26 protein-coding genes and 2 tRNA genes are annotated in these 25,156 nt (G+C 71.3%); 11 read left to right on the forward strand and 17 right to left on the reverse strand.

The features are described 5' to 3' along the window. Window position 1: 1 nt before the first annotated feature. On the forward strand, window positions 2-1,651 hold the full coding sequence (locus BLW43_RS05120) for an ABC transporter permease (RefSeq protein ID WP_093250008.1): 1,650 nt from the start codon (window positions 2-4) through the stop codon (window positions 1,649-1,651). Further along, window positions 1,644-2,294, forward strand: coding sequence for an ATP-binding cassette domain-containing protein (locus BLW43_RS05125; RefSeq protein ID WP_093249673.1), 651 nt, complete (start codon window positions 1,644-1,646; stop codon window positions 2,292-2,294). Before BLW43_RS05120 ends, BLW43_RS05125 begins: the two co-directional genes overlap by 8 nt. A gap of 255 nt (window positions 2,295-2,549) precedes the next feature. On the opposite strand, the gene BLW43_RS05130 is transcribed toward BLW43_RS05125, so the two are convergent. The 7 genes from BLW43_RS05130 to BLW43_RS05160 all read right to left on the reverse strand — a co-directional run bounded on the left by BLW43_RS05130 (window position 2,550) and on the right by BLW43_RS05160 (window position 8,452). After that, window positions 2,550-2,626, reverse strand: a tRNA-Pro gene (locus BLW43_RS05130). A gap of 91 nt (window positions 2,627-2,717) precedes the next feature. After that, a complete protein-coding gene (locus BLW43_RS05135) occupies window positions 2,718-3,077 on the reverse strand; it encodes an MmcQ/YjbR family DNA-binding protein (protein ID WP_093249679.1) in 360 nt (119 codons plus the stop codon). A 22-nt stretch (window positions 3,078-3,099) separates the two neighbouring features. Beyond that, a complete protein-coding gene (locus BLW43_RS05140) occupies window positions 3,100-4,506 on the reverse strand; it encodes an FAD-binding oxidoreductase (protein WP_093249692.1) in 1,407 nt (468 codons plus the stop codon). Window positions 4,507-4,534: 28 nt separating this feature from the next. After that, the gene (locus BLW43_RS05145; RefSeq protein WP_093249700.1) at window positions 4,535-5,794 is read right to left on the reverse strand and encodes a cytosine deaminase; all 1,260 of its coding nucleotides are present in this window, start codon (window positions 5,792-5,794) and stop codon (window positions 4,535-4,537) included. Continuing rightward, on the reverse strand, window positions 5,791-6,660 hold the full coding sequence (locus tag BLW43_RS05150; protein ID WP_245730924.1) for an ABC transporter permease: 870 nt from the start codon (window positions 6,658-6,660) through the stop codon (window positions 5,791-5,793). The genes BLW43_RS05145 and BLW43_RS05150 overlap by 4 nt, the downstream gene beginning before the upstream one ends. Further along, on the reverse strand, window positions 6,657-7,433 hold the full coding sequence (locus BLW43_RS05155; RefSeq protein ID WP_245730925.1) for an ABC transporter ATP-binding protein: 777 nt from the start codon (window positions 7,431-7,433) through the stop codon (window positions 6,657-6,659). The genes BLW43_RS05150 and BLW43_RS05155 overlap by 4 nt, the downstream gene beginning before the upstream one ends. 17 nt (window positions 7,434-7,450) lie before the next feature. Further along, window positions 7,451-8,452: an ABC transporter substrate-binding protein gene (locus tag BLW43_RS05160; protein WP_093249708.1), complete on the reverse strand. Its 1,002-nt coding sequence runs from the start codon at window positions 8,450-8,452 to the stop codon at window positions 7,451-7,453. Between the two features lie 207 nt (window positions 8,453-8,659). Here BLW43_RS05160 and BLW43_RS05165 point away from each other — a divergent pair, with 207 nt between their 5' ends. After that, on the forward strand, window positions 8,660-9,046 hold the full coding sequence (locus tag BLW43_RS05165) for a RidA family protein (RefSeq protein WP_093249709.1): 387 nt from the start codon (window positions 8,660-8,662) through the stop codon (window positions 9,044-9,046). On the opposite strand, the gene BLW43_RS05170 is transcribed toward BLW43_RS05165, so the two are convergent. The 4 genes from BLW43_RS05170 to BLW43_RS05185 all read right to left on the reverse strand — a co-directional run bounded on the left by BLW43_RS05170 (window position 9,043) and on the right by BLW43_RS05185 (window position 13,859). Next, window positions 9,043-11,139 carry a TRAP transporter permease gene (locus BLW43_RS05170; RefSeq protein WP_093249710.1) on the reverse strand — a complete coding sequence of 699 codons (2,097 nt, stop codon included), beginning with the start codon at window positions 11,137-11,139 and terminating at the stop codon, window positions 9,043-9,045. The genes BLW43_RS05165 and BLW43_RS05170 overlap by 4 nt on opposite strands. Window positions 11,140-11,166: 27 nt before the next feature. Then, window positions 11,167-12,186: a TAXI family TRAP transporter solute-binding subunit gene (locus tag BLW43_RS05175; protein WP_093249711.1), complete on the reverse strand. Its 1,020-nt coding sequence runs from the start codon at window positions 12,184-12,186 to the stop codon at window positions 11,167-11,169. Between the two features lie 123 nt (window positions 12,187-12,309). After that, complete coding sequence (locus BLW43_RS05180) at window positions 12,310-13,122, reverse strand: spondin domain-containing protein (RefSeq protein WP_093249712.1); 813 nt, start codon at window positions 13,120-13,122, stop codon at window positions 12,310-12,312. A 326-nt stretch (window positions 13,123-13,448) separates the two neighbouring features. Further along, the gene (locus BLW43_RS05185) at window positions 13,449-13,859 is read right to left on the reverse strand and encodes a DUF4864 domain-containing protein (RefSeq protein ID WP_093249713.1); all 411 of its coding nucleotides are present in this window, start codon (window positions 13,857-13,859) and stop codon (window positions 13,449-13,451) included. A gap of 188 nt (window positions 13,860-14,047) precedes the next feature. Here BLW43_RS05185 and BLW43_RS05190 point away from each other — a divergent pair, with 188 nt between their 5' ends. From BLW43_RS05190 to BLW43_RS05200, 3 genes are read left to right on the forward strand one after another with little or no spacing between them, the layout of a single operon-like run. After that, the gene (locus tag BLW43_RS05190; protein WP_093249716.1) at window positions 14,048-15,013 is read left to right on the forward strand and encodes a 2-hydroxyacid dehydrogenase; all 966 of its coding nucleotides are present in this window, start codon (window positions 14,048-14,050) and stop codon (window positions 15,011-15,013) included. Window positions 15,014-15,026: 13 nt separating this feature from the next. Continuing rightward, the gene (locus BLW43_RS05195; protein ID WP_093249723.1) at window positions 15,027-15,578 is read left to right on the forward strand and encodes a thioredoxin family protein; all 552 of its coding nucleotides are present in this window, start codon (window positions 15,027-15,029) and stop codon (window positions 15,576-15,578) included. Window positions 15,579-15,591: 13 nt separating this feature from the next. Beyond that, window positions 15,592-16,044: a YaiI/YqxD family protein gene (locus BLW43_RS05200; protein ID WP_093249726.1), complete on the forward strand. Its 453-nt coding sequence runs from the start codon at window positions 15,592-15,594 to the stop codon at window positions 16,042-16,044. On the opposite strand, the gene mscL is transcribed toward BLW43_RS05200, so the two are convergent. Continuing rightward, window positions 16,035-16,460 carry a large conductance mechanosensitive channel protein MscL gene (gene mscL, locus BLW43_RS05205; protein ID WP_093249730.1) on the reverse strand — a complete coding sequence of 142 codons (426 nt, stop codon included), beginning with the start codon at window positions 16,458-16,460 and terminating at the stop codon, window positions 16,035-16,037. The two genes, BLW43_RS05200 and mscL, sit on opposite strands and share 10 nt — an antisense overlap. Before the next feature lie 205 nt (window positions 16,461-16,665). Between mscL and BLW43_RS22855 the strand changes: the two genes are divergently transcribed. Continuing rightward, entirely contained in the window at window positions 16,666-16,884 is a 219-nt protein-coding gene (locus tag BLW43_RS22855) for a DUF1127 domain-containing protein (protein WP_139283987.1), read from the forward strand. Between the two features lie 340 nt (window positions 16,885-17,224). Here the strand turns inward: BLW43_RS22855 and BLW43_RS05215 are convergent, their stop codons facing one another. Then, entirely contained in the window at window positions 17,225-19,585 is a 2,361-nt protein-coding gene (locus BLW43_RS05215; RefSeq protein WP_093249736.1) for an ATP-dependent helicase, read from the reverse strand. 281 nt (window positions 19,586-19,866) lie between these two features. Between BLW43_RS05215 and BLW43_RS23385 the strand changes: the two genes are divergently transcribed. The 3 genes from BLW43_RS23385 (at window position 19,867) to BLW43_RS05225 (ending at window position 21,160) form a co-directional block, all read left to right on the forward strand. Further along, window positions 19,867-20,043, forward strand: coding sequence for a hypothetical protein (locus BLW43_RS23385; protein WP_175478765.1), 177 nt, complete (start codon window positions 19,867-19,869; stop codon window positions 20,041-20,043). Beyond that, window positions 20,040-20,519 carry a hypothetical protein gene (locus BLW43_RS05220; protein ID WP_093249740.1) on the forward strand — a complete coding sequence of 160 codons (480 nt, stop codon included), beginning with the start codon at window positions 20,040-20,042 and terminating at the stop codon, window positions 20,517-20,519. Before BLW43_RS23385 ends, BLW43_RS05220 begins: the two co-directional genes overlap by 4 nt. Window positions 20,520-20,620: 101 nt before the next feature. Continuing rightward, on the forward strand, window positions 20,621-21,160 hold the full coding sequence (locus BLW43_RS05225) for an adenine phosphoribosyltransferase (protein WP_093249743.1): 540 nt from the start codon (window positions 20,621-20,623) through the stop codon (window positions 21,158-21,160). A 59-nt stretch (window positions 21,161-21,219) separates the two neighbouring features. Here BLW43_RS05225 and BLW43_RS05230 read toward each other — a convergent pair whose 3' ends face one another. The 3 genes from BLW43_RS05230 to lipB all read right to left on the reverse strand — a co-directional run bounded on the left by BLW43_RS05230 (window position 21,220) and on the right by lipB (window position 23,202). Next, window positions 21,220-21,885, reverse strand: coding sequence for a glutathione S-transferase family protein (locus BLW43_RS05230; protein WP_093249747.1), 666 nt, complete (start codon window positions 21,883-21,885; stop codon window positions 21,220-21,222). 129 nt (window positions 21,886-22,014) lie between these two features. After that, window positions 22,015-22,443 carry a c-type cytochrome gene (locus tag BLW43_RS05235; protein WP_093249750.1) on the reverse strand — a complete coding sequence of 143 codons (429 nt, stop codon included), beginning with the start codon at window positions 22,441-22,443 and terminating at the stop codon, window positions 22,015-22,017. Window positions 22,444-22,545: 102 nt separating this feature from the next. Then, window positions 22,546-23,202 (reverse strand): lipoyl(octanoyl) transferase LipB, encoded by a 657-nt coding sequence (gene lipB / locus BLW43_RS05240; RefSeq protein ID WP_093249754.1) that lies wholly within the window; start codon window positions 23,200-23,202, stop codon window positions 22,546-22,548. A gap of 73 nt (window positions 23,203-23,275) precedes the next feature. Between lipB and BLW43_RS05245 the strand changes: the two genes are divergently transcribed. Then, window positions 23,276-23,362, forward strand: a tRNA-Leu gene (locus BLW43_RS05245). A 14-nt stretch (window positions 23,363-23,376) separates the two neighbouring features. Here the strand turns inward: BLW43_RS05245 and BLW43_RS05250 are convergent. Next, window positions 23,377-25,071 (reverse strand): ABC transporter permease, encoded by a 1,695-nt coding sequence (locus tag BLW43_RS05250; protein WP_245730926.1) that lies wholly within the window; start codon window positions 25,069-25,071, stop codon window positions 23,377-23,379. Between the last annotated feature and the right edge of the window lie 85 nt (window positions 25,072-25,156).

A 25,156-nucleotide genomic window follows, 5' to 3' on the forward strand; every position in this document is an offset into this window, starting at 1 on the left:
GATGCTCGGCCCCGTGGCGGCGGGGCTCGCTGGAACGGTCGGCCCGGCTTTCGGCTGGATGCCGGCGCTCGGCGGCCACACCCTTACGTTCGAGGTGATGCGCGGCCTGTTCGACTGGCCGGGGCTGACCCGGGCGGCGCTGCTCAGCGTCGGCGTCGGCTTCGCCGCTACGGCGCTGTCGCTGGCGGCGGTCGCGCTGATCGTCGCGGGATGGCGTGGGACGCGGGCCTTCGGCGCGATGGAGCGGGCGCTCTCGCCGCTCCTTTCCGTGCCGCACGCTGCGGCCGCCTTCGGCCTCGCCTTCCTGATCGCGCCGTCGGGCTGGGTCGCGCGGGCGCTCTCGCCCTGGGCGACGGGGTGGGAGCGTCCGCCCGACCTGCTGACCGCGCAGGACCCTGCGGGCGTGGCGCTGACCCTCGGCCTCGTCGCCAAGGAGATCCCGTTCCTGCTGCTCATGACGCTGGCGGCGCTGGCGCAGGCGCGGTCTGCGCAGGGCGCGACCACGGCGCGCGCGCTGGGTTACGGGCGCGTCACGGGCTGGCTCAAGGCCGTGTTCCCGCAGGTCTATCGCCAGATCCGGCTGCCGGTCTACGCGGTGCTGGCCTATTCGATGTCGGTGGTCGACGTCGCGATGATCCTCGGCCCCAGCACGCCGCCGCCGCTGTCGGTGCAGGTGGTGCGGTGGATGGGCGACCCGGACCTCGCGCTGCGCTTCCGCGCCGCCGCCGGGGCGCTGCTGCAGCTTGCGCTGGTGCTCGCCGCGCTCGGCGTCTGGCGGCTGGGCGAAATCGCGGTCGGACGCCTCGGCCGCCGCTGGGCCGAGGGCGGCGGGCGCGGCGCGCCGGCGGTCGAGACCGCGCTGCGCCTGGCGGGGCTGGCCGCGGGGCTGCTCGCGGCGCTGGCGGTCTTCGCGGGGCTCGCCGGTCTGGCGGTGTGGTCGGTCGCGGGTTTCTGGACCTTCCCCGACGCGCTGCCCGACGCGCTGACGCTGCGGACATGGGAGCGGCATGGGCCGCGGCTCGGCGCGCTGCTGGCCGAGACGGCGCTGATCGGCGCGGCCGCCACCGTCCTCGCCATGCTGCTGACAGTCGCCTGCCTGGAGGCCGAGCACCGGCACGGGCTGCGCCCCGCCCAGCGCGCGCTCTGGCTGCTCTACCTGCCGCTGATCGCGCCGCAAGTGGCTTTCCTGACCGGTTTCCAGACGCTGGCGCTGGTCGTCGGTCTCGACGGCGGACGGGCGGCGGTGATCGTGGCCCACCTGGTGTTCGTGCTGCCCTATGTGTTCCTGTCGCTCGCGGACCCGTGGCGGGCCTGGGACGGCCGCTTCGACGTCGCCGCCCGCGCGCTGGGCGCGGGGCCGGACCGGGTGCTCTGGGCCGTGCGGCTGCCGATGCTGCTGCGCCCGCTGCTGACGGCTGGAGCGGTGGGCTTCGCCGTCTCGGTCGGCCAGTACCTGCCGACGCTGCTGGTCGGCGGGGGGCGGGTGCAGACGGTGACGACGGAGGCGGTGGCGCTGGCCTCCGGCGGCGACCGGCGGCTGATCGGGGTTCATGCGCTGGCGCAGGCCGCGGCGGCGCTGGTCCCGTTCCTCGCGGCCGTGCTGCTGCCGCGGCTGATCTGGCGCGACCGCAAGGCGCTGCGCCATGGTTGAGGGCGCGCGAAGGGGGCTGGCGCTCGAACGCCTCGCGATCACCCATGCGGGCAGGCCGCTCGTCGCGCTCGACATCGTGGTGGCGCCGGGCGAGGCGGCGACCGTCATGGGGCCCTCCGGCGTCGGCAAGTCCACGCTGCTGGCCGCCGTCACCGGGACGCTGGACCCGGCGTTCGCGATGACGGGGCGCGTGCGCCTCGACGGCGTCGACGTCACGGGCCTGCCGACCGAGGCCCGCCGCATCGGGATCCTGTTCCAGGACGAGCTGCTGTTCCCGCACCTCTCGGTCGGCGGCAACCTCGCCTTCGGCCTGCCGGCGCATGTCCGCGGCCGTGCGGCCCGACGCGCGCGCGTCGAGGCGGCGCTGGAGCGCGTCGGCCTGTCGGGATACGCCGGCCGCGACCCGGCCACGCTGTCGGGCGGCCAGAAGGCGCGGGTCGCCTTGATGCGCATGCTGCTGTCGGAGCCGCGGGCGCTGCTGCTGGACGAGGCGTTCTCGCGCCTCGACGCGGCGCTGCGCGACCAGATCCGGCGGCTGGTGTTCGACATGGCGCGGCGCGACGGGTTGCCGGTGCTGCAGGTGACGCATGACCGCTCGGATGCGGCGGCCGCGAACGGCCCCGTCTTGGAGCTTCACCCATGACCGGTCGCTCCCGCCATCATCGATGACGACCCTCCCCGGCGCCATCGCGGCGGCCGCCCTGCCCGGGCCATGTGGGTGGATCGGGTGACGGGTCGCGGGATGCGGCGGGGCCGCGCGGTCGCCGCGTCGACGTCAGAGTGGCGATGCGGGAAACAGACTTGCCCGGCAAGCCGAAAAGTCACACGCCGCGGACCCTCAATGCAGGGCGGAGCGACCCAGGCCGTGCTCACCGCCTCGGGAATGCGGTGCGAATCATGGTCGGAGTGAGAGGATTCGAACCTCCGGCTTCTGCCTCCCGAAGACAGCGCTCTACCAGGCTGAGCTACACTCCGAACACGCGCTCTCTTAGCCAAGCGGCGCGGGCGGCGCAAGCGGCTGCGATGCTGCGCGAGCGCCCCGGCGGGTCAAGTCGCCCGCGCCGCCTCAAGCCCCGTCGAAGGGCGCCAGCGCCGCCTGCGCCTTCTTCGTGAGGTTGCGCCGGATGAGCGCGTAGGATGCGCGAAGGCGGTGCGCGAGCTCGTCGTCGGCGACGTCCTCCGGAAGCAGCGCCCAGCTTCGGTGAAAGTAGGGCGCGCGGGACGCAACGCCGGCGTCGATCAGCATGGCGGCGGTCTCGATGTCGCGGCATTTGACCGCGACGCCCGGCGTCACGGCCCCGATGCAGGCGAAGAGCTTGCCGCCGACCTTCCACGCCGCATGGCCGCCGCCCCAGGGATCGGAGACCTCGGCGCCGGGCATGTCCCGGCAGAGCCCGGCGACACGGTCTGAGAGGCCTGGCGCCATCCTGGTCCTCCCCCGCCGCCGGCTACTGCGCCGCCATGCCGGGGAACAGGTAGAAGCCCTGCGCCGCGAAGTCATGGTCGGGGTCGTCCCAGGCGATCATCTTGCCGGGGTTGAGCAGGCCCTTGGGGTCCGTCTCGCGCTTGAAGCCGAGCTGCGCGGGGTCGGACTGCTTCATGCCGCCTTCCTCAAGCGTGTAGCGGTGCGGGTTGAAGACGGGGCAGCCGCGCGCCTCGTGCCCGGCGACGATCGCATCGAGCCGCGCCTCGTCGGTGAAGCGCACCAGCGGCAGGCCCATGCCGCGCACCCTGCCGTCGAAGCGCACGAACTCGACATGGCCGGGAACCTCGTCGCCATAGACCTCGGCCATCTCGACGATCTTCTCCACGGTCGGCTCGCCGTAGAGCACCTGGAGGTAGGTGATCGAGGGGTCGACGCGCAGGGCGCGCAGCGTGGTGTGGTTCCAGCCGAGTTCGTAGGCCGGCGGCAGCCCCTCGGTCGCGTCGCGGTCGGAGCGGAACAGGACGCGCGCCGACGGCCAGCGGGCGGCGAAGGCGTCCAGCGCGCCCATGGCGTTGGGCGCGGCCATCGCGACGACAAGGTGATCGTGCGGTCCGATGAAGCGCGCGTGGCGCTTGAAGAAGTTCTGGCCGATGGGGGCGGCGACCGTGCAGAGCTGCTTGAGAAGCATGCCGTCCTGGTGGCCGAGGGCGTAGGCGAAGGCGTTGGCCTCGCGCCATGTGTCGAAGCCGAGCAGGACGTCGCGCCATTCATAGGCCGGCGCCAGCGGCGCCTCGACCTCGGTGATGACGCCGTTGACGCCATAGGCGTGGCTGGCCTTGTGGATGTCGTCGCCGGTCAGCCTCAGGGTCCGCGGCTCGGCCTCGCAGGTCACGAGCGTCAGCGACAGGAGGTTGCCGGCGTCGCGCAGGCCGCCCCAGCGGATCGAGCCGACGCCGCCCGAGCCGCCGGCGACGAAGCCGCCGATGGTGGCGGTCTGGGCGGTGGAGGGGTGCATCCGCAGCTCCTGCCCGGACTGCGCGCGGGTCTGGCGATCGATCCCGGCGATGATCGCGCCGGCCTCGGCGCGCACCCGGCCCGGCGCGATCTCGAGCACGCGGTCGAAATGCTTCATGTGCAGCACCATGCCGCCGGCGAGCGGCATCGCCTGGCCGTAGTTGCCGGTGCCGGCGCCGCGGGTCGTCACGGGCACGTCATGGGCGTAGGCGGCGGCGAGCGCGCGGCGCAGTTCGTCCGCATCCCGCGGCGCGACGACGAAATCGGCGGTCAGATGGTCCATCCGGGCCTTGAGCACGGGAGAATACCAGAAGAAGTCGCGGCTCTTCTGCTTCACCGTGGCGGGCGTGTCGTCGATGTCGAGGCCGGCGAGCGCGGCCTTGCAGCCCGCGATGTCAGGTCTTGCGGCGGTCATCGGCGGACTCCTGATGGGCGGCGCGGTCTCAGGCCTGCGCCGGCTCCGGCGCGAAAAGCTGGTCGAGTTCGGCGTAGTCGGGCGGGCGCGCGTCGATGGCCCTGCCGCCGCGGATCACCAGGCGGTCGGAATGCGGGCGCGAGAGCAACTCGGTCCATTCCCGGGCCGGAAACACGACGAGGTCGGCCGGCGCGCCTTGCGCGATCTCGCCCGCCTTCACGCCCATGATGCGCGCGGGCGTCGCAGCGAAGGCGGCGGGCCAGTCGCTCACCGGATGATCCAGATGCGCGACCCGCACCGCCTCCCGCATCACTTCGAGCATGTCGTGGTCGCCATAGGCGTAGAACGGGTCGCGCGTGTTGTCGGAGGCGAAGGCGACGGGCACGCCGCGGGCCTTCAGTTCGTGAACGAGCGTCACGCCGCGCGAGCGGGGGGTGCGCGCGGCGTGTCGGTCCTGCAAGTAAAGGTTGCAGAGCGGCAGCGACACAACCGAAAGCGCCGCCGCGGCGACGAGGTCCATGGTGGCCGAGGCCGCGTCGTCGGGCTGGCGGGCGAGCGAGCAGCAGTGGCCGCACAGCACCCGCCCCGCGAAGCCCGTGCGCAGCACGGCGAGCGCGACCTCGCGCAGCGTCGCCGCGTCAGGATCCTGCGTCTCGTCGACGTGGAGATCGACGTCCATCCCGCGCTCTGCGGCCATGCGCAGCAGCAGGTCGAGCCGCGAGGTGATGTCGGGAACCGGAAACGTCACCGCGCCCAGCACGCCGCCGTGGCGCGCTGCGACGTCCGCCGTTTCGCGGAACGCGTCGCTCCCCACCATGTCGATGGGGACGAGGCAGACGGCCTGCAGCGCGATGCGGCCCGCCCAACGGTCCCGCGCCTCGGCGAAGACAGGCCAGCTTATGCCGGTCTGCGGCCCGATGCTGTCGAGATGTGTGCGCAGCGCAACCGTGCCGTGGGCGTAGGCGCAGCGCAGGCCGAACTCCATGCGGGCGGCGACGTCGCGGGCGCTCCAGCGCGCCTCGCGGTCAGCCGCGACGCTCTCCAGCGCACCCTGGAAGCTGCCGTCGGGGTTTGGCGTGCGGGGCCAGATGTGGCCCTTGTCGAGATGGGTGTGGCAGTCGACGAAGCCGGGCATGACGATGCAGCCCCGCAGGTCCACCACCGGCGCGTCCGGCGGCCCCTCGAAGGCGATGCGGTCTCCCGTCAGCCAGATGTCGCGCAGGCCCTGCCCGAGCAGCCGGGCGTGGGCGAGGCGGCAGTCGCCTTCGGGCCGCGTCCAGCGATTCATCGCTCGCGCCTCACCGCGCTCTCGTGCCATCTGCGCAGCGCCAGCCATTGCAGCAGGGCGGTGGCGGCGAAGATCGCGACGCCCGCCAGCGCGATCAGCAGCAGCGCGGCGAACATGCGCGGGATGTTGAGGCGGTAGGACGCCTCGAGGATGCGGAACGCCAGCCCGCCGTTCGTGCCGGTGGAGCCCGCGACATACTCCGCCACGATGGCCCCGATCAGCGACAGCCCGCCCGCGATCCGCAGCCCGCCGAGGAAGTAGGGCAGGGCCGAGGGCGCCTGCAGGTGGCGCAGCCGCTGCCAGCGCGTCGCGCCGTAGATGGTGAACAGGTCGTCGAGGTTGTGGTCGACCGATCTCAGCCCCAGCGTCGTGTTGGAGAGGATCGGGAAGAACGCCACGATCCACGCGCAGATCAGCAGCCCGGCCGTGGGGCTCTCGACATAGATGAAGATCAGCGGCGCGATGGAGACGATGGGCGTCACCTGCAGGATCACGGCGTAGGGAAAGAAGCTCATCTCCACCCAGCGCGACAGCGAGAACAGCACCGCGAGGCCGCCGCCCACCAGCACCGCCGTCGCCAGCGCAAGCAGGGTGATCTTGAGGGTCACGAGCAGGGCGCCGAACAGCACGTCCCAGTCCTCAACGAGCTGGGAGACGACGCGGCCCGGCCCCGGCAGGATGTAGTGCGGCACGGCGTAGGCGGTCACGAACCAGTGCCAGAGCAGTATCGTGCCGCCGACCACCAGCAGCGGCAGGGCGACCGCGCCGACGCGCTCGCGCCGCGCGCGTCGGGCGCGGGCGGCCTCCTCGGCGTCGAGCGGCAGGCTCCGCGCCGCGGCGCGGCCGATGTCCGCCGGCGCGCTCACGCCTGCGCCATCGCGTTCTTGAGCGCGTCCGAGACGCGCCGGCACTGCGCGGCGTATTCCGGCGCAGTGCGGAAGGCGTCGTCTCGCCGGGCGGGGGCCTCGACCGCGATCTCCTCCACAACGCGGCCGGGGCGCGCCGCCATCACCACCACCCGGCCCGAGAGAAAGACGCTCTCGAACACGGAGTGGGTGACGAAGACGACGGTGCAGCCGAGCCTGGCCTGCAGCGCCAGCACGTCGTCATTGAGCTTGAAGCGGGTGATCTCGTCGAGCGCGGCGAAGGGCTCGTCCATCAAGAGCAGCTTCGGCCGCGTGACCATCGCGCGGGCGATGGAGACGCGCATCTTCATGCCGCCGGAGAGCTCGCGCGGATAAGCCTTTGCGAAGCCTTCCAGCCCGACCGAGGCGAGGCTCTCCTCCACCTGCGCCCGCGCGACGCCCCGGCCGACGCCCCTGAGACGCAGCGGCAGCCAGACATTGTCGAAGACCGTGGACCACGGGGCCAGCGTCGGCTCCTGGAACACCACGCCAAGCGCGGCCTCCGCCCCCTCGCGCCAGCGGATGCGGCCGCGCGTCGGCTGCGAGAGCCCCGCGATCAGCCGCAGCGCGGTGGACTTGCCGCAGCCAGACGGCCCCAGCAGCGACAGGAACTCGCCGTCGCGCACCGCAAGCGACATGCCGTCGAGCGCCGTCGTGGCGCCCCCGAACACCTTGGTGACGCCTTCGAGACGCAGCAGGGGCGCCGTCTGGAGAGCCGTCCGGGTGGCTGTCACGGCGCCCGGTCCCGCGCTCAGTTCTGGACCAGCGTCTTCTGCAGCGGCAGCGCGGCGCCGGTGTTGGCGAAGTCCAGCGTGTAGGCCTTCGCGATGTCGAGCCCGTCCTCGATCACCCCGGCCTTCACCATGTTCTCGTAGAAGGACTTCATGCGCGCATCGGTCATGGCGCCGACGCCCATGGTCTCGGCGTCGCCGCTGATGACGATGCCGTAATCGGTCAGCGCCTCGATCGCGAAGTCGATCTGGTCGTCGCGCATGTCGGGGTTGTCGGCCTTGATCATCGCGCGCGCGGCGGCGTTGTCGCCGTGCAGGAAGTTGACCCAGCCCTTCGCCGAGCCCTCCACAAAGCACTTCACGTCCTCGGGACGGGCCTCCAGCGTCTCGCGCGTCACCTCGATGGTGGTGGAGTAGCTGTCGAAGCCGTAGTCGGCGAGCAGCCAGACGTCCGGCGCGAAGCCCGCCTCGGTCTCGATGGAGTAGGGCTCGGAGGTGACGTAGCCCTGCTGGCCGGACTGCGTGTCCGTCAGGAACGGGGCGGAGTTGAAGGTGTAGGGCCGGCGCTGGGCGTCGGTGAAGCCGTAGGCCGCCTTCATCCACTGGTAGTAGCTCTGGTAGCCGGCGTCGCCGATGAGCAGGGTGAGGTCCTTCAGGTCCTCGAACTTCTCCGCCACGCCGGGGTGGGTCATGATGACCTGCGGCTCCTTCTGGAAGCTCGCCGCGACCACGACGATGGGAATGCCCTCGCGGAGCGCGTTGAAGGGCTGGAGCATGTTGCCGCCCATGTAGCCGTCGACGCGGCCGGCGAGCATCAGCGCGCGACCGTTGACCTGCGGACCGCCGGGCGTGATCGACACGTCGAGCCCGCAGGCCGCATAGGTTCCGTCGGCGATGGACTGGTAGAAGCCGCCATGCTCGGCCTGCGCGACCCAGTTGGTCGCATAGCGGAACGGCCGGAGCTCCTGCGCCATGGACGGCGCGGCGATGGCGGCGAAGGCGAGTGCGGCTGCAAGGCGCATGGCGGTCTCCCGTGCGACGACGGTGCGTCGGCTGATCCGTCCCCTAGTTAAAGAGCGCCGCGCGCCGGTGTCGAGGCGCAGCCGTTCAAGTTTCGAGCCCTGGCGCCGCCTGCCGGAAAAAGCGGCGCCCGGGGACGCCGCGCCGCGCGCTTTCGCGTCGCGCTCCAGCGCGCCATGCTGCGCCGAGAGCCCGCTCGGAGTCAGCCCATGCGAACCCTTTCGCCATCCGCCATCCGCCCGCCCTTCGCGCGCTACGCCCATGGCGTGGAGACGCCGGCGGGGGCGCGCCTCGTTGCGGTGTCAGGCCAGCTCGGCGTCGGGCCCGACGACGCGGCGCCGGAGGGCGCCGAGGCGCAGGCGCGGCTCTGCTTCGCCAACATCGCCGCGATTCTCGCTGAGGCGGGGATGGGGGTGGCGGACGTGCTGCGGCTGAACGCCTACGTCACCGGACGCGAGCACCTCGCCGGCTACATGGCCGCCCGCGACGCCTGGGTGGGCGCACATCTGCCGGCCTCCACGCTGATGATCGTCTCGGGCTTCGCCCGGCCCGAGTTCGTGGTGGAGGTGGAGGCGCTGGCGGCGCGCGCGCCCTAGGCGCCTGCGAGCCGCCGGTCGGCGCGCAGCGACAGCGCCAGCGCCGCCAGCACCACCGCGCCGCCGCAGAGATTGACCCAAAGCGGCGAGGGCCAGACCGTCGCGAGGCCGGCGGCGAAGACCACCGCGCGCAGCGGGAGGGTAAGCCGCGTCTCCATCCAGCCCTCCATCCCCGCCGCGAGTCCGTAGACGCCCACGACCGCGAAGGCGAAGGTCTGCAGCGCGGCCAGCGGATCTCCCGACAACAGCGGCGTGTAGGCGAAGAGCACGGGTACGATGTAGAGCCCCTTGGCGAGCTTCCAGCTCGCCAGACCGGTGCCCAGCGGCGAGGCCTTCGCGATGGCGGCGGCGGTGAAGGCGGCGAGGCAGACCGGCGGGGTGACGTTGGAATCCTGGCTCAGCCAGAAGATGATCATGTGGGCCGAGAGCAGCGCCGCGGTCAGCGCCTGCGGCGACACCACCATCTCGCGCAGCGGCGCGCGCACCTCCAGCGGCAGGCCCGCCACCAGCGCCGCGGCCTCCGCCTGGCCCATCGGCGCCGAGAGCGCGGCGGCCGCCTCCGGCGCGCCGAGCATGACGATGGGCAGCGCCGTCTGCGGCAGGGTTCCCGCCGCGATCTGCGCCGCAACGGCGGCGTCGCCGATCATCCCCGCCAGCGCCGGCGCCGACAGCGTCGCCAGCACGATGTAGGCCGCCGTCACCGGCAGCCCCATGCCCAGCACGAGCGAGGCCAGCGCGATCAGAGCGATGGCCAGCAGCAGGTTGCCGCCCGCCCATTGCGAGATCATCAGGGAGAAGGTGTTGCCGACGCCCGCGGTGGTGATGACGTTGACGACGATGCCCACGGAGCACAGCAGCACCGCCGTGGAGATCATGTTGCGCGCGCCGAGCGCCAGCGCCTCGACACAGGCCGACGGACCCATGCGCGTCTCGGTGAGCCAGCTCGCCGCAATCGTAGCGACGATGCCGATGACGGCGGCGTAAGCGGGCGTGAAGCCCCAGAGCAGCATGCCCACGACCACGCCCACCGGCAGGATGAAGCTGGCGCCGCCCTTGCGCAGCGCCTGCCCGAGCGTGATCTCGTCGCCCGGCATCGGGCCGAGCCCGAGCTTCTTCGCCTCGATCCGAACGAAGAACGCGACGGAGGCGAAATAGAGCAGCGCCGGCAGGGCGGCGACGGCCACGATGGTCTCGTAGGGGATCTGCGTGTAGCTCGCCATGACGAAGGCCCCGGCGCCCATGATCGGCGGCATGAGCTGCCCGCCGGTGGAGGCCGCGGCCTCGACCCCGCCGGCGAAATGCGGCTTGAAGCCGGCCTTCTTCATCAGGGGGATGGTGATGACGCCGGTGGAGGCGGTGTTGGCGACGGCCGAGCCGGAGATGGTGCCGGTCAGGGCCGAGGCGAGCACCGCCACCAGCCCCGGACCGCCGATCAGCCTTCCGGCGGCGGCGCGCGCCAGCGCGATCACGAAATCCCCGGCGCCAGACCGCAGCAGGAATGCGCCGAAGATGATGAACAGGAACACCGTGGTGGCGGAGATGCGCGCGATGGTCCCGAACATCGCGTCGTCGCCGTAGAGCGTGCGGAACATCACCGTCTCGGGGCTCAGGCCGGGGAAGGCGAACACCCCCGGCATGAACCTGCCCCACCAGGCGACGTAGCCGAGCGAGAGGATGATCAGGATCGGGATGATCGGCCCCGCGGCGCGGCGGGTGAACTCCAGCGCGCCCAGCACGATGATCACGCCCGCCGCCCAGTCGAAGGGGCTGAGCCGCACGCCGCGGTCGTAGATCGCGCTCTCGTTGAAACCGACCCACAGCGCGGCCGCGAGCACGAGCAGGCCGCAGCCGACGTCGACCAGCCGCAGCGCGCCGCCCCGCGCGGCGGCGAAGGCCGGCGTCCAGAGCGCCGCGAGCAGCGCGAAACCGCCGAAATGCAGCGCGTTGCGCGGCAGTTCGTCCATGAAGGGCCAGATGGCGACCGTCAGGTGAAATACCGAGATCGCCACCGCGAGCGCCGTGGCGGCCCACAGCCACGCCCCGGAGAGGGCGCGCTGCGGGCCGGCGTCGGCTTCGGGTTCCGGAGCGCCCATGCCGTCGAGCCGCCCGTCAGGCGCGGCTCACTCGGCGATCAGGCGCGCGGGGATGTCGAGGCCAGCCTCGCGGTAGTAGCGCAGCGCGCCGGGGTGCAGCGGCGCCGGCAGGCCGGCCAGCGCGCTGTCGAGCGACAGCGCGTCGGTCGCGGGGTGGATCGCCTGCAGGAAGGCGAGGTTCTCGAACATCGTCCTGGTGATCTGGTAGACGTGCTCCTCCGGCACGTCGGCGTTCACCGCGAGGAAGTTCGGCTGCGCGATGGTCGTCACGTCGTAGTCCTGCCCGGGATAGGTTCCGGCGGGGATAGGGTAGGCCGTCCAGAGCCCGAGGTCGCCGTTCGCCTCCTCGATCTGCGCCTCGTTGAAGCCGAGCAGCCGCACCGAGCCGCCCGTGGCGGCAAAGAGCTGCGTGATCGCGCCGACCGGCACGCCGGCGGGGGTGGAGACGCCGGCGACCTGCCCGTTCTGCAGCGCCTCCGCCGCCGGGCCGTAGCCGCCGCCGACGAGCGTGAAGTCCTCGTCGATGTTGAGGCCGAGATTTCCGAGGATCACGCGGTTGGAGCCGATGGTGCCCGAGTTCGGGCTGCCGAGGGCGACGGACGAGCCCTTCAGCGCCACGAAGTCGCTGATCGTGCCGCTGGAGGCCGCCGAGCCCTCCACGACGAAGTGCTCCACGTTCGGCCAGAGCATCGAGATCGAGCGGACGTTCGCCTGCGGCCCGTCGGCCTCGACCGGCCCGAGCCCCTTCACGGCGTAGTAGCCGAACAGGCCCTGAAGGATCGCGAACTGCGCCTCGTTCTCGCGCAGCAGGCGGACGTTCTCGCCGGAGCCGGCGGAGGAGATGGCGGACATGCCGATCTTCTGCTTCGGCTCCAGCTTCACCTTGGTCAGCGTCGCGAGCGCCACGCCGACGGGATAATAGGTGCCGCCGGTGGAGGCGGTGGAGAGGATGTAGCTGCCGCCCTCCTGAGCCTGCGCGGGGGCGTGGGCCGCAATCGCGGCGGCGGCGAGCGCGCCGAGCGCGGCGCGGCGGGTGAAGGCGATCATCTTAAGCTCCCTGCTTCTCGCGCGGTTGACCCGCGTCGGACGGGGAGACCTTAGTCGCAGCGATGCGCCCGCGCCAAGTGTTGCGGAGCCGGGCGGCGACGGCGCGCCGCCCGGATGGCCGCGTCAGCGGCGGCGTCGGCCGACGAGCCCGCCGAGCCCGAGCGCGCCGATCAGCAGCCACGCCCCGGCCGGCAGCGGGATGGGCGCCACGTCGATGTCGATGCGCGCGACCTGGAACGCGTCCGGATCGCCCAGGAAGTCGATCAGCGCGCCGTCCAGCAAGAAGCCCGCCGCCGTCTCGATCCCGGCGAAATCGGCGAGGCCGAACACGCCCCGCGTCACCACGCCGTTCTCGTCCGTGCCGAGCATCGCGTCCACGCCGGCGACGAAGGCCGGGCCCTCGAGCGGGTCGTTCACCTCGGTGCCGGCGTCGTAGATGTGGCGGCCGGTGACGTTGATGCTGAGGGGGCCGTTGAAGACGCCCGCGACGTCGAACAGCTCATAGGCGAGCGGGTCGTCGTTGCCGATGAAGGTGTCGTTGGAGGGCACGACCATCGACAGGAACGTGAAGAACCGCTGGGCGGCACGGTTGGCGACATCGATGTCGACAAAGCTGCTCTCGCCCGCCAGCAGGGGCGGGATGGTCGGGCCGAACACCACGCCGGCGACCGCGTCCCCGTCCGCGGCGAGCCGCTCGGCGGGCAGGTCCGCGGGCGAGCCGAGCTCGGCGATGGTCTCGACGCCGAGCGAGGCGGGCTGGCCCGCCGTGAAGGCGTCGAACGAGCCGTCATGCACGGCGGCGTAGACCGGCGTGATGGCGAAGCCGCCAACGGCGGCCGTGTTGGTGACGGAGATCCGCAAGGTCGCGGCCTCGGCGGCGGTCAGGCCCGAAAGGGCGAGGGCGGCTCCCGCCGCAATCACGAACGCGCTGCGCATGGTTTTCTCCCGCTCAGGACCGCAGGGGCCGCGACGCGCATGCGTCGCCAGCCGCCGGGCGGTTGGGTTTCATGGACTTGGTTTGCGGCCCTGCGCCGAAGCCGGCGCAAGCTTTTCTTCCGGGCCTTGTCGCCCGCAAGTTGAGAATTACGGCCGCTTACGCGCGGCGCGTTAATCACGATGCTCGGATGGCGACGTGATCGGGCGCTTTTTTCAGTAACGCCTCAGCGAACGAAGCGCCGTTTCAGACGCGCCGCCTGTCGACGCCAGTCCGCCTCGGCGGCGCTCCGGCGGGAACGGGCGAATCGGCGCTGCGGCGCTGCGCCCTAAACGGTCGCGTCGGGCGCCTTGCGGATGTGGACGCCGTTGATGCGCCACGCGCCGTCGACCATCAGCATCTCGTAGGCGGCGACGTAGCGCGCGCCGTCGGCGGTCTCGAAATACATGATCTGGACGGGGCCCGCGGGCCCTTCCTCCAGCGCGCCGGCCTCGACGCGGGCCGGCCGCCAGACCATCGGATAGCCGCCGCGCACCATGCGGCCGAAGCCGTCTGGCGTGCGGAACATGTTCTGGATCATCGGCGAGGCGAAGGTGAAGGCCTGCGCCCAGTCGTCGGCCTGGAACGCCCGGATCTGGGCGCCGATGACGGCCTGGATGTCCTCCGCGTCGCCGGCTGCGGCGGGTTGGGCGAGGGCCAGCGCAAGCGCAAGCGCGATCGGACGTAGGGAAATCTTCATGCGCGTCTCTCTCCGTTTCTCGCAATGCAAGCTGTCATGGAAAGCCGCCGCGGCAAGGATCAACCGGAAATCGCGTGGCGCCCCCGGCGGCAGGTTGACCATCCCGCCCCGTTTGCGCTTCATCGCACCGCCACATCGAGATAACGGGGGAGACGCGACATGAACGCCAGCCTGAAGGATCGCCGCGGATGACCGCCCCGCGCGTGCTCGTCACCCGCCGGTGGCCTGCGGACGCCGAGGCCGCGATGGCCGCGGCCTTCGACGTGACCTTCAACGAGGGCGACGTCGCCATGAGTCCGCAGGCGCTGGCCGAGGCGCTCCGCAGCTTCGACGCGGTGGCGCCCACCGTCTCCGACAGGCTGACGGCGGACCTTTTCGAGGGCGCGACCGCGAAGATCGTCTCCAACTATGGCGTCGGCTACACCAACATCGACACCGAGGCCGCGAAGAAGGCCGGGATCACGGTGACGAACACCCCCGGCGTGCTGACCGACTGCACCGCCGACCTCGCCATGGCGCTGATGCTCTCGGCCGCGCGCCGGCTGGGCGAGGGCGAGCGCGAACTGCGCGCGGGCAAGTGGACCGGCTGGCGGCCCACTCACATGATCGGCGTGAAGCCCACTGGCGCGACGCTGGGCGTGATCGGCTTCGGCCGCATCGGGCAGGCGGTGGCGCGCCGCGCCCACCACGGCTTTGCGATGAAGGTGATCTACTTCGACGCCTACCCGATCCCCGCCGAGGCCGCCGCCGCGGTGGGCGCCGAGCAGCGCGCCAGCGTCGAGGACGTGCTGCGCGAGGCCGATTTCGTGACGCTTCACACCACCGGCGGCGCCGAGAACCGCCACCTGATCAACGCCGAGCGCCTCGCGATCATGAAGCCCGGCGCTGTGCTGGTGAACACCGCCCGCGGCGAGTGCGTCGACGAGGCGGCGCTGGCGCAGGCGCTCAAGGACGGGCCGATCGCCGCCGCCGGGCTCGACGTCTTCGAGGAGGAGCCGAAGGTGAACCCCGCGCTGATGGCGATGGAGAACGCCGTGCTGGCGCCGCATCTGGGCTCCGCCACGCATTCCACCCGCGTCGCCATGGGCATGACGGCGCTGGAGAACCTCAAGGCGTTCTTCGACGGCCGCGAGCCGCCGAACCGAGTCGCGTAAGGGAGAGACCGGCATGGCCGAGGCCCCCGTCTGCGATTTCGGCTGGAAGGCGCCCGCGTTCACGCTGCCCGGCGTGGACGGGCGCGACCACGCGCTCGCCGACGTCAAGGGGCCGAACGGCGTGCTGGTCGCCTTCATCTGCAACCATTGCCCTTATGTGAAGGCGATCGCCGACCGGCTGGCGCGCGACTCCAGCGACCTCGCGGGCCTCGGCGTATCGACGGTCGCGATCTGCGCCAACGATGCGACGACCCATCCCGAGGACAGTTTCGACAACATGAAGCGCTTCGCCGAGGCGCATTGCTTCGGCTTCCCTTATCTGCATGACGAGAGCCAGCAGGTGGCGAAAGCCTGGGGCGCCGTCTGCACGCCCGATTTCTTCGGGTTGAACGCGGCGCTGGAGCTGCAGTATCGCGGCCGGCTCGACAGTTCGGGTTCTCGCGCCGCTTCGCCGGACGCGCGGCGCGAGCTGTTCGAGGCGATGCGCCAGGTCGCCGAGACCGGCGCGGGGCCGCGCGACCAGACCCCGGCCATCGGCTGCTCGATCAAGTGGAAGGCGGCGTGAGCCGCAGCGCGCCTTGACGCTCTATGTCGACGCCGACGCCTGCCCGGTGCGGGCGGAGGCGCTGAAGGTCGCCGAACGCCACAAGGTGCGGGTGATCTACGTCGCCAACGGCGGCATCCGGCCGCCGGCGCACCCGCTCGCCACGCTGCAGATCGTGCCGGAGGGCCCCGACGCCGCCGACGACTGGATCGCGGCTCAGGCGGGCCCCGGCGATGTCTGCGTCACGGCCGACATACCGCTCGCCCATCGCTGCGTGACGGCGGGAGCGCTGGTGCTGAAGCCGAACGGCGAGACGCTTACGCCGGCCAATATCGGCTCGGCGCTGGCGACGCGCGACCTGATGGCGGATCTGCGCGCCGCCAACCCGCTGGGCGGCGAAGGCGGCGGCAAGGGCTTCACGAAAGCCGACCGGTCGCGCTTTCTCGACGCGCTCGACCGGACTTTGCGGCGCGCGGCTCAGGCCTGACGCGCGGCGAGCAGGTCGCGGATCTCGCCCAGCAGCTTTTCCTGAGCCGGAGCCTGCGGCGGCGCGGCCTCCTCCTCGGCGACGGCGGCCTTCTTCAGATTGTTCACGGCCTTGACGATGAGAAAGAGCACCCAGGCGACGATAAGGAAGCTGATCACCGCGTTGAGGAACATGCCGTAATTCAATGTGGCGGCGCCGGCCGCCTTGGCTGCGGCGACAGAACTGAACTCCTGCCCGCTCAAGTTCAGGAAAAGGTTTGAGAAATCGATGCCGCCCGTGAAGAGGCCGATGATCGGGTTGATCAGATCCTCGACGAAGCTGGTCACGATCGTGGTGAAGGCCGCGCCGATGACGATGCCCACGCCCATGTCGACGACGTTGCCACGGATGGCGAACTCCTTGAATTCCTGTAGCATTGCAAATCCTCGTGTTACGCGCGCCGCGCAGGTGCGACGGTGCGCGCAGAATTCTTTTCCCCGACGATTCCGACAAGCGACAATTTTAAGCTTTGCCGTCGGCGCAATGCGGAGCTGCGCCGGCGGCTGTTGTTGCGGCGCACAACAGGGAGCATCTGCGCTTGGCACAGGCGCTTCCCGCGCCCTCCTTCCAAGGAAAAGCACCATGACCGCCATCACGCACGCCCGTTCCGACCGCGCGACGGGCTTCTTCGACCGCGCCGTTGCGACGCTGCGCGACATCGGCCGCGCCTACACGCAGGCGCTTGCGCTGCGCCGGACCTATCAGGAGCTGTCGCAGCTGAGCGACCGCGAGCTCGACGATCTGGGTCTCGACCGCGCCTCCATCGGCGCCGCGGCGCGCAAGGCCGTCTTCGGGGCCTGACGCGCCGCCCGCCGCGGGGGGGCGCCTGACGGATCTGCGCCGCTGCCCCCGATGAAGGCTGTGGCGCGGCCTGCTCGCGCCAGCGCATCAAATATGCGACGTTCCGGCGCAAGGCGCGCAGTCGCGCGGCAGCGCCTCGCGCCGAGCCCGGTCGGTCAGCCGTCCGCGGGCGCGCGAAAGCGTCTTCGCGAAGCTCGGGAAGAACGTCCCGGTGAGGGGCGTCGCGCGCCCGGCCTCGGGGAGGTCGTGCGCGGGAGCGCAGCGCAGCGTCCCCAGACGATGAGCATGACCCGGCCGGGCCCGGGGCGGGAGGGCCGTGGAGCCGCGATCGGCCCGCGCATCAGCACGGCGCGTCGTCCGCCGCGGTCACGAAGCTCGCCAGCACTCTCTTCTCGCCGGCTTTCTCGAAGGCGATGGTCAGCTTGTCGCCCTCGACGCCAAGGACTGCGCCATAGCCGAATTTCTGGTGGAACACCCGCGCGCCCGTCTCGAAGCGCGCGACGGCCTGGGCGTCGATCACCAGCGCGCGGGCCTCGGCCGGCGCCGCCGCGCCGCGCTCCCGCCCCCGGCTCTGGAGCCGTCGCCAGCCGGGCGAATTGTACACCGAGGCGTCCGCCGCGCCCTGCTCAAGCACTGACGGGCTGAGCGGCCCGGCGGCGCCATAGCCGCCGCCCGCCAGCCCCGGCGGCGTCAGCACCTCGACATGGGCCTTCGGCAACTCGTCGATGAAGCGCGAGGGCAGGGCGGACTGCCACTGATTATAGATGCGCCGGTTGGCCGCGAAGCTGATCGCGCAGCGCTCCCGCGCCCGCGTGACGCCGACATAGGCGAGGCGGCGCTCCTCCTCGAGGCCCTTGGCGCCGTTCTCGTCCATCGAGCGCTGCGAGGGAAACAGCCCGTCCTCCCAGCCGGGCAGGAACACCGCGCGGAACTCCAGCCCCTTGGCGGCGTGCAGCGTCATCACCGAGACCTTCTCGCCGGCGTCGTCGGAGGCGTTGTCCATCACGAGGCTGACATGTTCGAGGAAACCGGTGAGATTCTCGAACTCCTCCAGCGCCTTCACCAGCTCCTTGAGGTTCTCCAGCCGCCCCGGCGCCTCGGGGCCGCGGTCCGCCTGCCACATCGCCGTGTAGCCCGACTCGTCGAGGATGACGCGGGCGACGTCGACATGATCGGCGCCGGGCGCGGCGAGCTGCGCGCGCCAGCGGTCGATGTCGCGCAGCAGCCGCGCCAGCGCCCCGCGCGCCCGCGCCGTGAGCCCCTCCTCCGCCACCACCAGCCGCGCGCCGTCGATCAGGCCGGCGCCGGCGGCGCGGGCGCGGGCGTTGATCTCCGCCTGCGCCTTGTCGCCGAGGCCGCGCTTGGGCGTGTTCAGGATGCGCTCGAAGGCCAGACCGTCATCCGGCTGCGCCACGACCCGGAAATAGGCCATCGCGTCGCGAATCTCGAGCCGCTCGTAGAAGCGCGGGCCGCCGATGACGCGGTAGGGCAGGCCGATGGTGAGGAACCGGTCCTCGAAGGCGCGCATCTGGTGCGAGGCGCGCACCAGCACCGCCATGTCGTCGAGCGGGATGCGGTCGTCGCCGCGGTCGCGGCGCGAGAACCGCTCAAGCTCCTCGCCGACCCAGCGCGCCTCCTCCTCGCCGTCCCAGTGGCCGATGAGGCGAAGCTTCTCGCCGCCGTCGCCGGCCGTCCACAGCTCCTTGCCGAGCCGGTCGCGGTTGGCGCGGATCACGCCCGAGGCGGCGCCGAGAATGTGGGCGGTGGAGCGGTAGTTCTGCTCCAGACGTATCACGGTCGCCCCGGGGAAATCCTTCTCGAAGCGCAGGATGTTGCCGACCTCGGCCCCGCGCCAGCCATAGATCGACTGGTCGTCGTCGCCGACGCAGCAGATGTTTCCACCCTGAACCCCGCCCGCCAGAAGCCGCAGCCACATGTACTGCGCAACGTTGGTGTCCTGATACTCGTCGACGAGGATGTAGCGGAACCAGCGGCGATACTTGTCGAGCACATCGGGGTTGTTCTGGAATATCTTCACACAATGCAGCAGCAGGTCGCCGAAATCGCAGGCGTTCAGTGTGCGCAGCCGCGCCTGATAGGCGGCGTAGAGCGCGCCGCCCGCGCCGGCGTAGAGCGCCGCGTCGGCTGCCGGCACGGCCTCGGGGCCGAGCCCACGATTCTTCCACTGGTCGATGAGGCCCGCGAGCATCCGCGGCGGCCAGCGCTTCTCGTCGATGTTCGCGGCCTGCACGACCTGCCTGAGCAGCCGAAGCTGGTCGTCGCTGTCCAGAATCCCGAAATTGGACTTCAGGTCCACAATTTCAGCGTGTCGTCGCAGTAGCTTCACGCAGAGCGCGTGGAAGGTGCCGAGCCACGGCATCCCCTCCACCGCGCCGCCGACGAGGTCTCCGATGCGGTGGCGCATCTCGCGGGCGGCCTTGTTGGTGAATGTCACCGACAGCACTTCGTTCGGCCGCGCCTTGCCCGAGGCCAGCAGATGCGCGATCCGCGCGGTCAGCGCGCGGGTCTTGCCGGTGCCGGCGCCTGCGAGCACCAGCACCGCGCCGTCGGTCGTCTCGACCGCCTTGCGCTGGGCGGGGTTGAGGCCGTCGAGATAGGGCGCGCGCGGGCGCGGCGCGGCCAGCTGCGAAAGCGGCGCTTCCTCGAAGGCGTCTGGATCGTCGGTCCATCGCTGGGTCATGCCAGCAGCATAGCTGCGCTGAGGCCGCTGGAAAAGCGAATGTTCGAGATTTGTTCAGGTCTCGCGCGATCTTTGCGCGCCCGTCCGTCACCCTTCGCGCGGCGCGGCGCTGCGCGAAATCGCCGCCGGATGTCATTTCCGCGGCGATGTTCGACGCAATTTTAATATTACTGTGAATAATGGCCGCCATGCGACGACGCAGCGCGCAGCCGCGGCCGCCTGGCGGCGACGCCAGGCGTATTCATGAAGATCATTGTTAGAATTCGTTCGGGGGTAGCGGCATGCTCGAGAAACCGATCTTTCGCGTCGGCACTGGAAAGAACCGCAAGAGAGAAACTTTCCAGATCGGCAAGACGCCCTCCGGCGCCAAGGTCGTCACGGTGAAGCCGGAGACGTATCGGCGGGCGCTTGCGGCGGCCGCGGCGGCCAACGGCGTCTCCAAGGAGATGAAGTCTTGAGCGAGACGATGCAGCCCGATCTCGACCAGATCTTCGAAATCCTCGCGCCGGTGGACGACGACATCGAGGGACTGCTCGCCTACGCCTATTTCAAGCGGCACAAGCGCGCTTGGAGCCACAACTTCCTGCGCGCGCGGGGGCGGCATCCCAGTGAGGTCGAGGAGATCGCGTTCTCCGAGAGCGCCTGCGTCAGCGACCAGATCTCGCGCTACCGCCAGCAGGCGCAGAACGCCCTCGTCGCCTATGGCGCGATGTGCGTCGGCGACGCTCGGGAAGACATCGCGCGCGAGGCGATCACCGCCCGCATGGAGCGTTCCGCCGAGGTCGTGGAGCAGAGCGGCTCGCTCGACTCCCAGGTCAAGTCGAGCGTCATCTCGACCCTGCTGACGACGGCGATCCTCGTGCTGCTTGCGGCCGGCGTCCGCCTGCTCGGGATCGACCTGCTCGACGTCGTGGACGCCGTCAACGCCAAGTGAAGGCGGTCCCGCCGCTGCAGGGCTTGACGCGCCGCCGCGTTCGCGGCGGGGTGATGCGGTCGCGCAAGAGGGTGCGCGGCGTCTGACCGAAAGTCCGCTCCATGATCAAGCGCCTAGACGTGCGGGACTACATCCGCACCATCCCCGACTTCCCCCATGAGGGGATCATGTTCCGCGACGTGACGACGCTGTTCGGCGACCCCCGCGGTTTCCGCATGGCCATCGACCTGCTGCTGCACCCGTATGCGGGGCTGCGGATCGACAAGGTGGCGGCGCTGGAGGCGCGCGGGTTCATCCTCGGCGGCGCTGTGGCGCACCAGCTTTCGGTCGGGTTCGCGCCGATCCGCAAGAAGGGCAAGCTGCCCTGGAAGACCATCGCGCAGGAATATCAGCTCGAATACGGCGAGGCGATCGTCGAGGTCCACGAGGACGCGATCCTGCCCGGCGAGCAGGTGCTGGTGGTGGACGACCTTCTGGCGACCGGGGGCACGGCGGAGGCCGGCATCAAGCTGATCGAGCGGCTCGGCGGCGAGGTCGTCGGCTGCTGCTTCGTCATCGACCTGCCGGATCTCGGTGGGCGCAGTCGTCTTGAGGCGCTGGGCGTGGACGTCCATGCGCTCTGCGCCTTCGAGGGCGGTTGACCGGGGTGCACGCGCGCTCGTCGGCGCCGCAGGCGAGACAGCCTGCGGCGCGGGCGGCTTCAGTAGTTGGAGGGGAACATCGCGCGGCGGGCTTCGTCGTCCATCTCTGTCTTGAAGCCGGCGTCGGCCCCCAGCGCCAGCGCCTTCCGCGCCGCGGGGCGAGCGGAGATATCGGCGTGCCAGCGCTTGAGGTTGGGGAAGTCGTCGAACCGCTCGGGGCCTTCGAGGATCAGCGGCAGCGGGTTCGTCCAGCCCCATGCCGCCATGTCGACGATGGTGTAGGCGTCGCCGAGCACATAGGGGTTGCCGCCGATCTTGCGGTCGATGATCGCGAAATGGCGTGCGGCCTCCTTGCGGTAGCGGTTGACCGCGTAGGGCAGCGTCTCCGGCGCCATGCGGCCGAAATGCACCGACTGGCCGTTGTAGGGGCCGAGCCCGGTCGCGACGAACATCAGCCACGAGAGCAGCGCGGCGCGGTCGTCATGGAGGAACTTGCCGGTCTTCTCGGCCAGGTACAGCAGGATGGCGTTGCTGTCGAACACCACGGCGCCGCCGTCCTCGATCACCGGGGCCTTGGCGTTGGGGTTCAGCGCGAGGAACTCCGGGCTGTGCTGTTCGCCGCGGCGCGTGTCGACCCTGACCGGCTCGTATTCGAGCCCGGCCTCTTCGAGAAAGAGCGCGACCTTCCTTGGGTTCGGCCCGGTGTTGTAGTGAAAGCGGATCATCGCGCTGAGGTCCTTTCCCGGCGTTGGAGCCGGGCAGAAGTAGCGGGGCCGGGCCCGGCCGTCCAATGACGATCCTGAATGTGCCGCCCGGCGCGTGGGGGCGCCGGGCGTCGTGGCCTTCTTCGCGGCTCAGGAGCCGGGCGAGACGCTGGCGAGGTAGGCCGCGACGTTGGCGCGATCATCGTCGCTCGGCAGCTTGTAGGCCATGTTCGAGCGGGCCTTGCTGTCGTCGAGCTTGGCGCGGAGATAGTCGCGCGGGTCGGCGAGGTAGGCGGCGATCTCCGCCTCGGTCCAGGTGAAGCCGGTCGCGCCGAGCGCTTCGAGAGACTTGCCGTAGCGCTTGAAGTCCTCACCGGACGCCGCGACGCGGCCGACGATGCCGTAGAGGTTCGGGCCGGTCTTGCCGCCCTTCACGAGCGTGTCGCCGCCGTCGGTGACGACCATGTGGCACGTCCGGCACGCCTTCTCGAACGTCGCCTCGCCGGCCGCCGGGTCGGCGGCCTGCGCGGCGCCGCCGATGAGCGTCGCCGCGACTGCGGCCGTGATCAGGTACTTCATGAAGCGTCTCTCCCTGCTTCCCTAGAATCCGCGGCGGCTCTCCGCCGCTCACGCATGAGGTATAGCGCGTCGCGCGGGACCGCGCAGCGGGGCGCGACGGCGTTACGCACGCCCGAATGTTTCATCGAACGCGGCGCGTAGCGCAACATCCGCATCCGCCATCGTCGCGGTGACGCCGAGATCGGCGAGGCTGGTGACGCCGTGCCCGCTGATCCCGCAGGGCACCACTCCGGCGAAGCGCGCGAGGTCGGGCTCGACGTTGAGGGCGACGCCGTGGAAGGAGACCCAGCGGCGCACGCGCACGCCGATGGCGGCGATCTTGTCCTCTGCGGGCGCGCCGTCCGGCAGCGGCGGCTTGTCGGGCCGCGCCACCCAGACGCCGACGCGCCCCTCCCGGCGCTCGGCGCGGATGTTGAAGCGCGCGACCGTCGCGATCATCCAGTCTTCGAGCAGCCTGACGAACCGCTTCACGTCGCGCCCGGCGCGGTCGAGGCGCAGCATGGCGTAGGCCACGCGCTGACCTGGGCCGTGATATGTGTACTGGCCGCCGCGGCGCGTCCCGATCACGGGCAGGCCGCCGGCGTCGAGCAGGTGCTCGGGTCTCGCCGATGGGCCGGCGGTGTAGAGGGGCGGGTGCTCAAGCAGCCAGACCAGCTCCGGCGCCGCGCCCGCGGCGATCGCGGCGACGCGCGCCTCCATCTCGGCGAGGGCTTCGGCGTAGTCCACCGGCGCGTCGCTCACGCGCCATTCCGGGGGCATGAACGCCGCATCGCGCGATGTGTGCGGGGCCTCTTCACAAGCGCGATTCACCCCGCTATACCCCGCGCCCAGTGCGGTCGTGGCGGAATTGGTAGACGCGCAGCGTTGAGGTCGCTGTGGGGTAACTCCCGTGGAAGTTCGAGTCTTCTCGACCGCACCATCATCATCCTGAAATCACTCCCCGGCGCGCCGGCCCGGCCGGCTGGCGCGGATGCGCGCGCTGAGCACGATCACGGGGATCATGCCGACCGCGACGATCACCAGCGAGGGCGTCGCCGCCTGCGTGAGGCGCTCGTCGGAGGCGAGGCGATGCGCCTGCACCGCCAGGGTGTCGAAGTTGAACGGGCGCATGATCAGCGTCGCCGGCAACTCCTTCATCACGTCGACGAAGACGATCAGCGCCGCGGTCAGCAGCGCGCCGCTGAGGATGGGCGCGTGCACCCGCGCCAGCGCGCCGGCCGGCCCCGCGCCGAGCGTGCGCGCCGCGTGGTCCATCGACGGGGTGATCTTGCCGAAGCCCGCGTCGACCGTGTTGAGCGCGACGGCGAGAAAGCGCACCAGATAGGCGAAAAGCAGCACGCCGATGGAGCCGCTCAGCAGCAGGCCGGTGGAGACGCCCAGCGCCTCCCGCGCCCAGGCGTCGAGCCCGTTGTCGAGCGCCGCCAGCGGGATCATCACGCCCACCGCGATCACGCCGCCCGGTATCGCGTAGCCCATGCCGGCGACCCTGTTGGCGCAGGCCGTCAGCCGCCCGGGCGCCAGCCGCTCGGCGTAGGCCAGGATCACCGCCGCCAGCACGCAGAGCGCGGCGGCCAGCGCGGCCAGCGTGATCGAGTTCAGCGTGAAGCGCAGATAGCGCGGGCCGAACAGGCTGTGGCCGTCGCGCAGCGCCATCTCGCCCAGCATCGCCAGCGGCGCGACGAAGCCGAGCAGCACGGGCAGCGCGCAGGCCAGCGCAGCCGCCGCCGCCCTCCACCCGCGCAGCCGAAAACACGCGAGCGCCTCGAAGCCGCCGGCGGGATGGTAGCGCGCCGCGCGCCGCTGCGCCCGCTCAAGCGCGACCAGCGCCAGCACGAAGATCAGCAGGCAGGCCGAGAGCTGCGCCGCGGCGATGCGGTCGCCCATCGCGAACCAGGCGCGGTAGACGCCCGTCGAGAAGGTCTGCACGCCGAAATGCGCGACCGCCCCGAAATCGGACAGCGTCTCCATCAGCGCCAGCGCGACGCCGGTGACGACGGCGGGGCGCGCCATCGGCAGCGCCACCCGGCGAAAGGCGCCCCAGGGCCCCAGGCCCAGCGTTCGCGCCACGTCGAAGGCCCGCGCCGACTGCTGCAGAAAGGCCGCGCGCGCAAGCAGATAGACGTAAGGGTAGAGCACCAGCACGAACATCAGCGCCGCGCCTCCCAGCGAGCGCACCTCGGGGAACCAGTAGTCCCGCGGCCCCCAGCCCGTCGCGTCCCGCAGCGCGGTCTGCACCGGGCCGGGATGGTCGAGCAGCGCGGTGTAGGCGTAGGCCATCACATAGGCGGGAAAGGCGAGGGGGGCGGCGAGCGCCCACTCGAACGCCGCCCTGCCGGGAAAGCGGCACATCGTCACCAGCCACGCGGCGCCCACGCCCACCGCGCCGGCGCCGAGCGCCACCATGGCCCCCAGCGCGAGCGTGTTGGAGACGTAGAGCGGCAGCACCGTGTCGACCATGTGCCGCCACGCGCCCTGGCTCGGCATGGCGAGCGCGCCGATCACGCCGAGGATCGGCGCAGCCACGAGCGCGGCGAGCAGGATGGCGCCGATGGACAGGGCGCCGGTCGCGCGGTCGCGGGCGGGGGCCCTGCGGTCGCTGTCGGCGCGAGGGTCGACCGCGGCCGTCACTGCGGCGCCTCGGCGCTGGTCGGAGTTTCGTTCATGGCGAAGACCTAGCGCCGGGCGCCGCTCCGCGCAACGCGACCGGGCCGGG

The sequence above is a fragment of the Rubrimonas cliftonensis genome, from assembly GCF_900107585.1.
Taxonomy (GTDB): Bacteria; Pseudomonadota; Alphaproteobacteria; order Rhodobacterales; family Rhodobacteraceae; genus Rubrimonas; species Rubrimonas cliftonensis.

Coding starts and splice junctions, on each gene's coding strand:
- BLW43_RS05165 (WP_093249709.1), top strand. CDS start 8,660: ATGCGAACCCTTTCGCCATCCGCCATCCGCCCGCCCTTCGCGCGCTAC.
- BLW43_RS05235 (WP_093249750.1), bottom strand. CDS start 22,443: ATGAAGTACCTGATCACGGCCGCAGTCGCGGCGACGCTCATCGGCGGC.
- BLW43_RS05145 (WP_093249700.1), bottom strand. CDS start 5,794: ATGAATCGCTGGACGCGGCCCGAAGGCGACTGCCGCCTCGCCCACGCC.
- BLW43_RS05215 (WP_093249736.1), bottom strand. CDS start 19,585: ATGACCCAGCGATGGACCGACGATCCAGACGCCTTCGAGGAAGCGCCG.
- BLW43_RS23385 (WP_175478765.1), top strand. CDS start 19,867: ATGCTCGAGAAACCGATCTTTCGCGTCGGCACTGGAAAGAACCGCAAG.
- lipB (WP_093249754.1), bottom strand. CDS start 23,202: ATGCCCCCGGAATGGCGCGTGAGCGACGCGCCGGTGGACTACGCCGAA.
- BLW43_RS05160 (WP_093249708.1), bottom strand. CDS start 8,452: ATGCGCCTTGCAGCCGCACTCGCCTTCGCCGCCATCGCCGCGCCGTCC.
- BLW43_RS05120 (WP_093250008.1), top strand. CDS start 2: ATGCTCGGCCCCGTGGCGGCGGGGCTCGCTGGAACGGTCGGCCCGGCT.
- BLW43_RS05170 (WP_093249710.1), bottom strand. CDS start 11,139: ATGGGCGCTCCGGAACCCGAAGCCGACGCCGGCCCGCAGCGCGCCCTC.
- mscL (WP_093249730.1), bottom strand. CDS start 16,460: ATGCTACAGGAATTCAAGGAGTTCGCCATCCGTGGCAACGTCGTCGAC.
- BLW43_RS05135 (WP_093249679.1), bottom strand. CDS start 3,077: ATGGCGCCAGGCCTCTCAGACCGTGTCGCCGGGCTCTGCCGGGACATG.
- BLW43_RS05195 (WP_093249723.1), top strand. CDS start 15,027: ATGGCCGAGGCCCCCGTCTGCGATTTCGGCTGGAAGGCGCCCGCGTTC.
- BLW43_RS05125 (WP_093249673.1), top strand. CDS start 1,644: ATGGTTGAGGGCGCGCGAAGGGGGCTGGCGCTCGAACGCCTCGCGATC.
- BLW43_RS05140 (WP_093249692.1), bottom strand. CDS start 4,506: ATGACCGCCGCAAGACCTGACATCGCGGGCTGCAAGGCCGCGCTCGCC.
- BLW43_RS05190 (WP_093249716.1), top strand. CDS start 14,048: ATGACCGCCCCGCGCGTGCTCGTCACCCGCCGGTGGCCTGCGGACGCC.
- BLW43_RS22855 (WP_139283987.1), top strand. CDS start 16,666: ATGACCGCCATCACGCACGCCCGTTCCGACCGCGCGACGGGCTTCTTC.
- BLW43_RS05180 (WP_093249712.1), bottom strand. CDS start 13,122: ATGCGCAGCGCGTTCGTGATTGCGGCGGGAGCCGCCCTCGCCCTTTCG.
- BLW43_RS05225 (WP_093249743.1), top strand. CDS start 20,621: ATGATCAAGCGCCTAGACGTGCGGGACTACATCCGCACCATCCCCGAC.
- BLW43_RS05185 (WP_093249713.1), bottom strand. CDS start 13,859: ATGAAGATTTCCCTACGTCCGATCGCGCTTGCGCTTGCGCTGGCCCTC.
- BLW43_RS05175 (WP_093249711.1), bottom strand. CDS start 12,186: ATGATCGCCTTCACCCGCCGCGCCGCGCTCGGCGCGCTCGCCGCCGCC.
- BLW43_RS05230 (WP_093249747.1), bottom strand. CDS start 21,885: ATGATCCGCTTTCACTACAACACCGGGCCGAACCCAAGGAAGGTCGCG.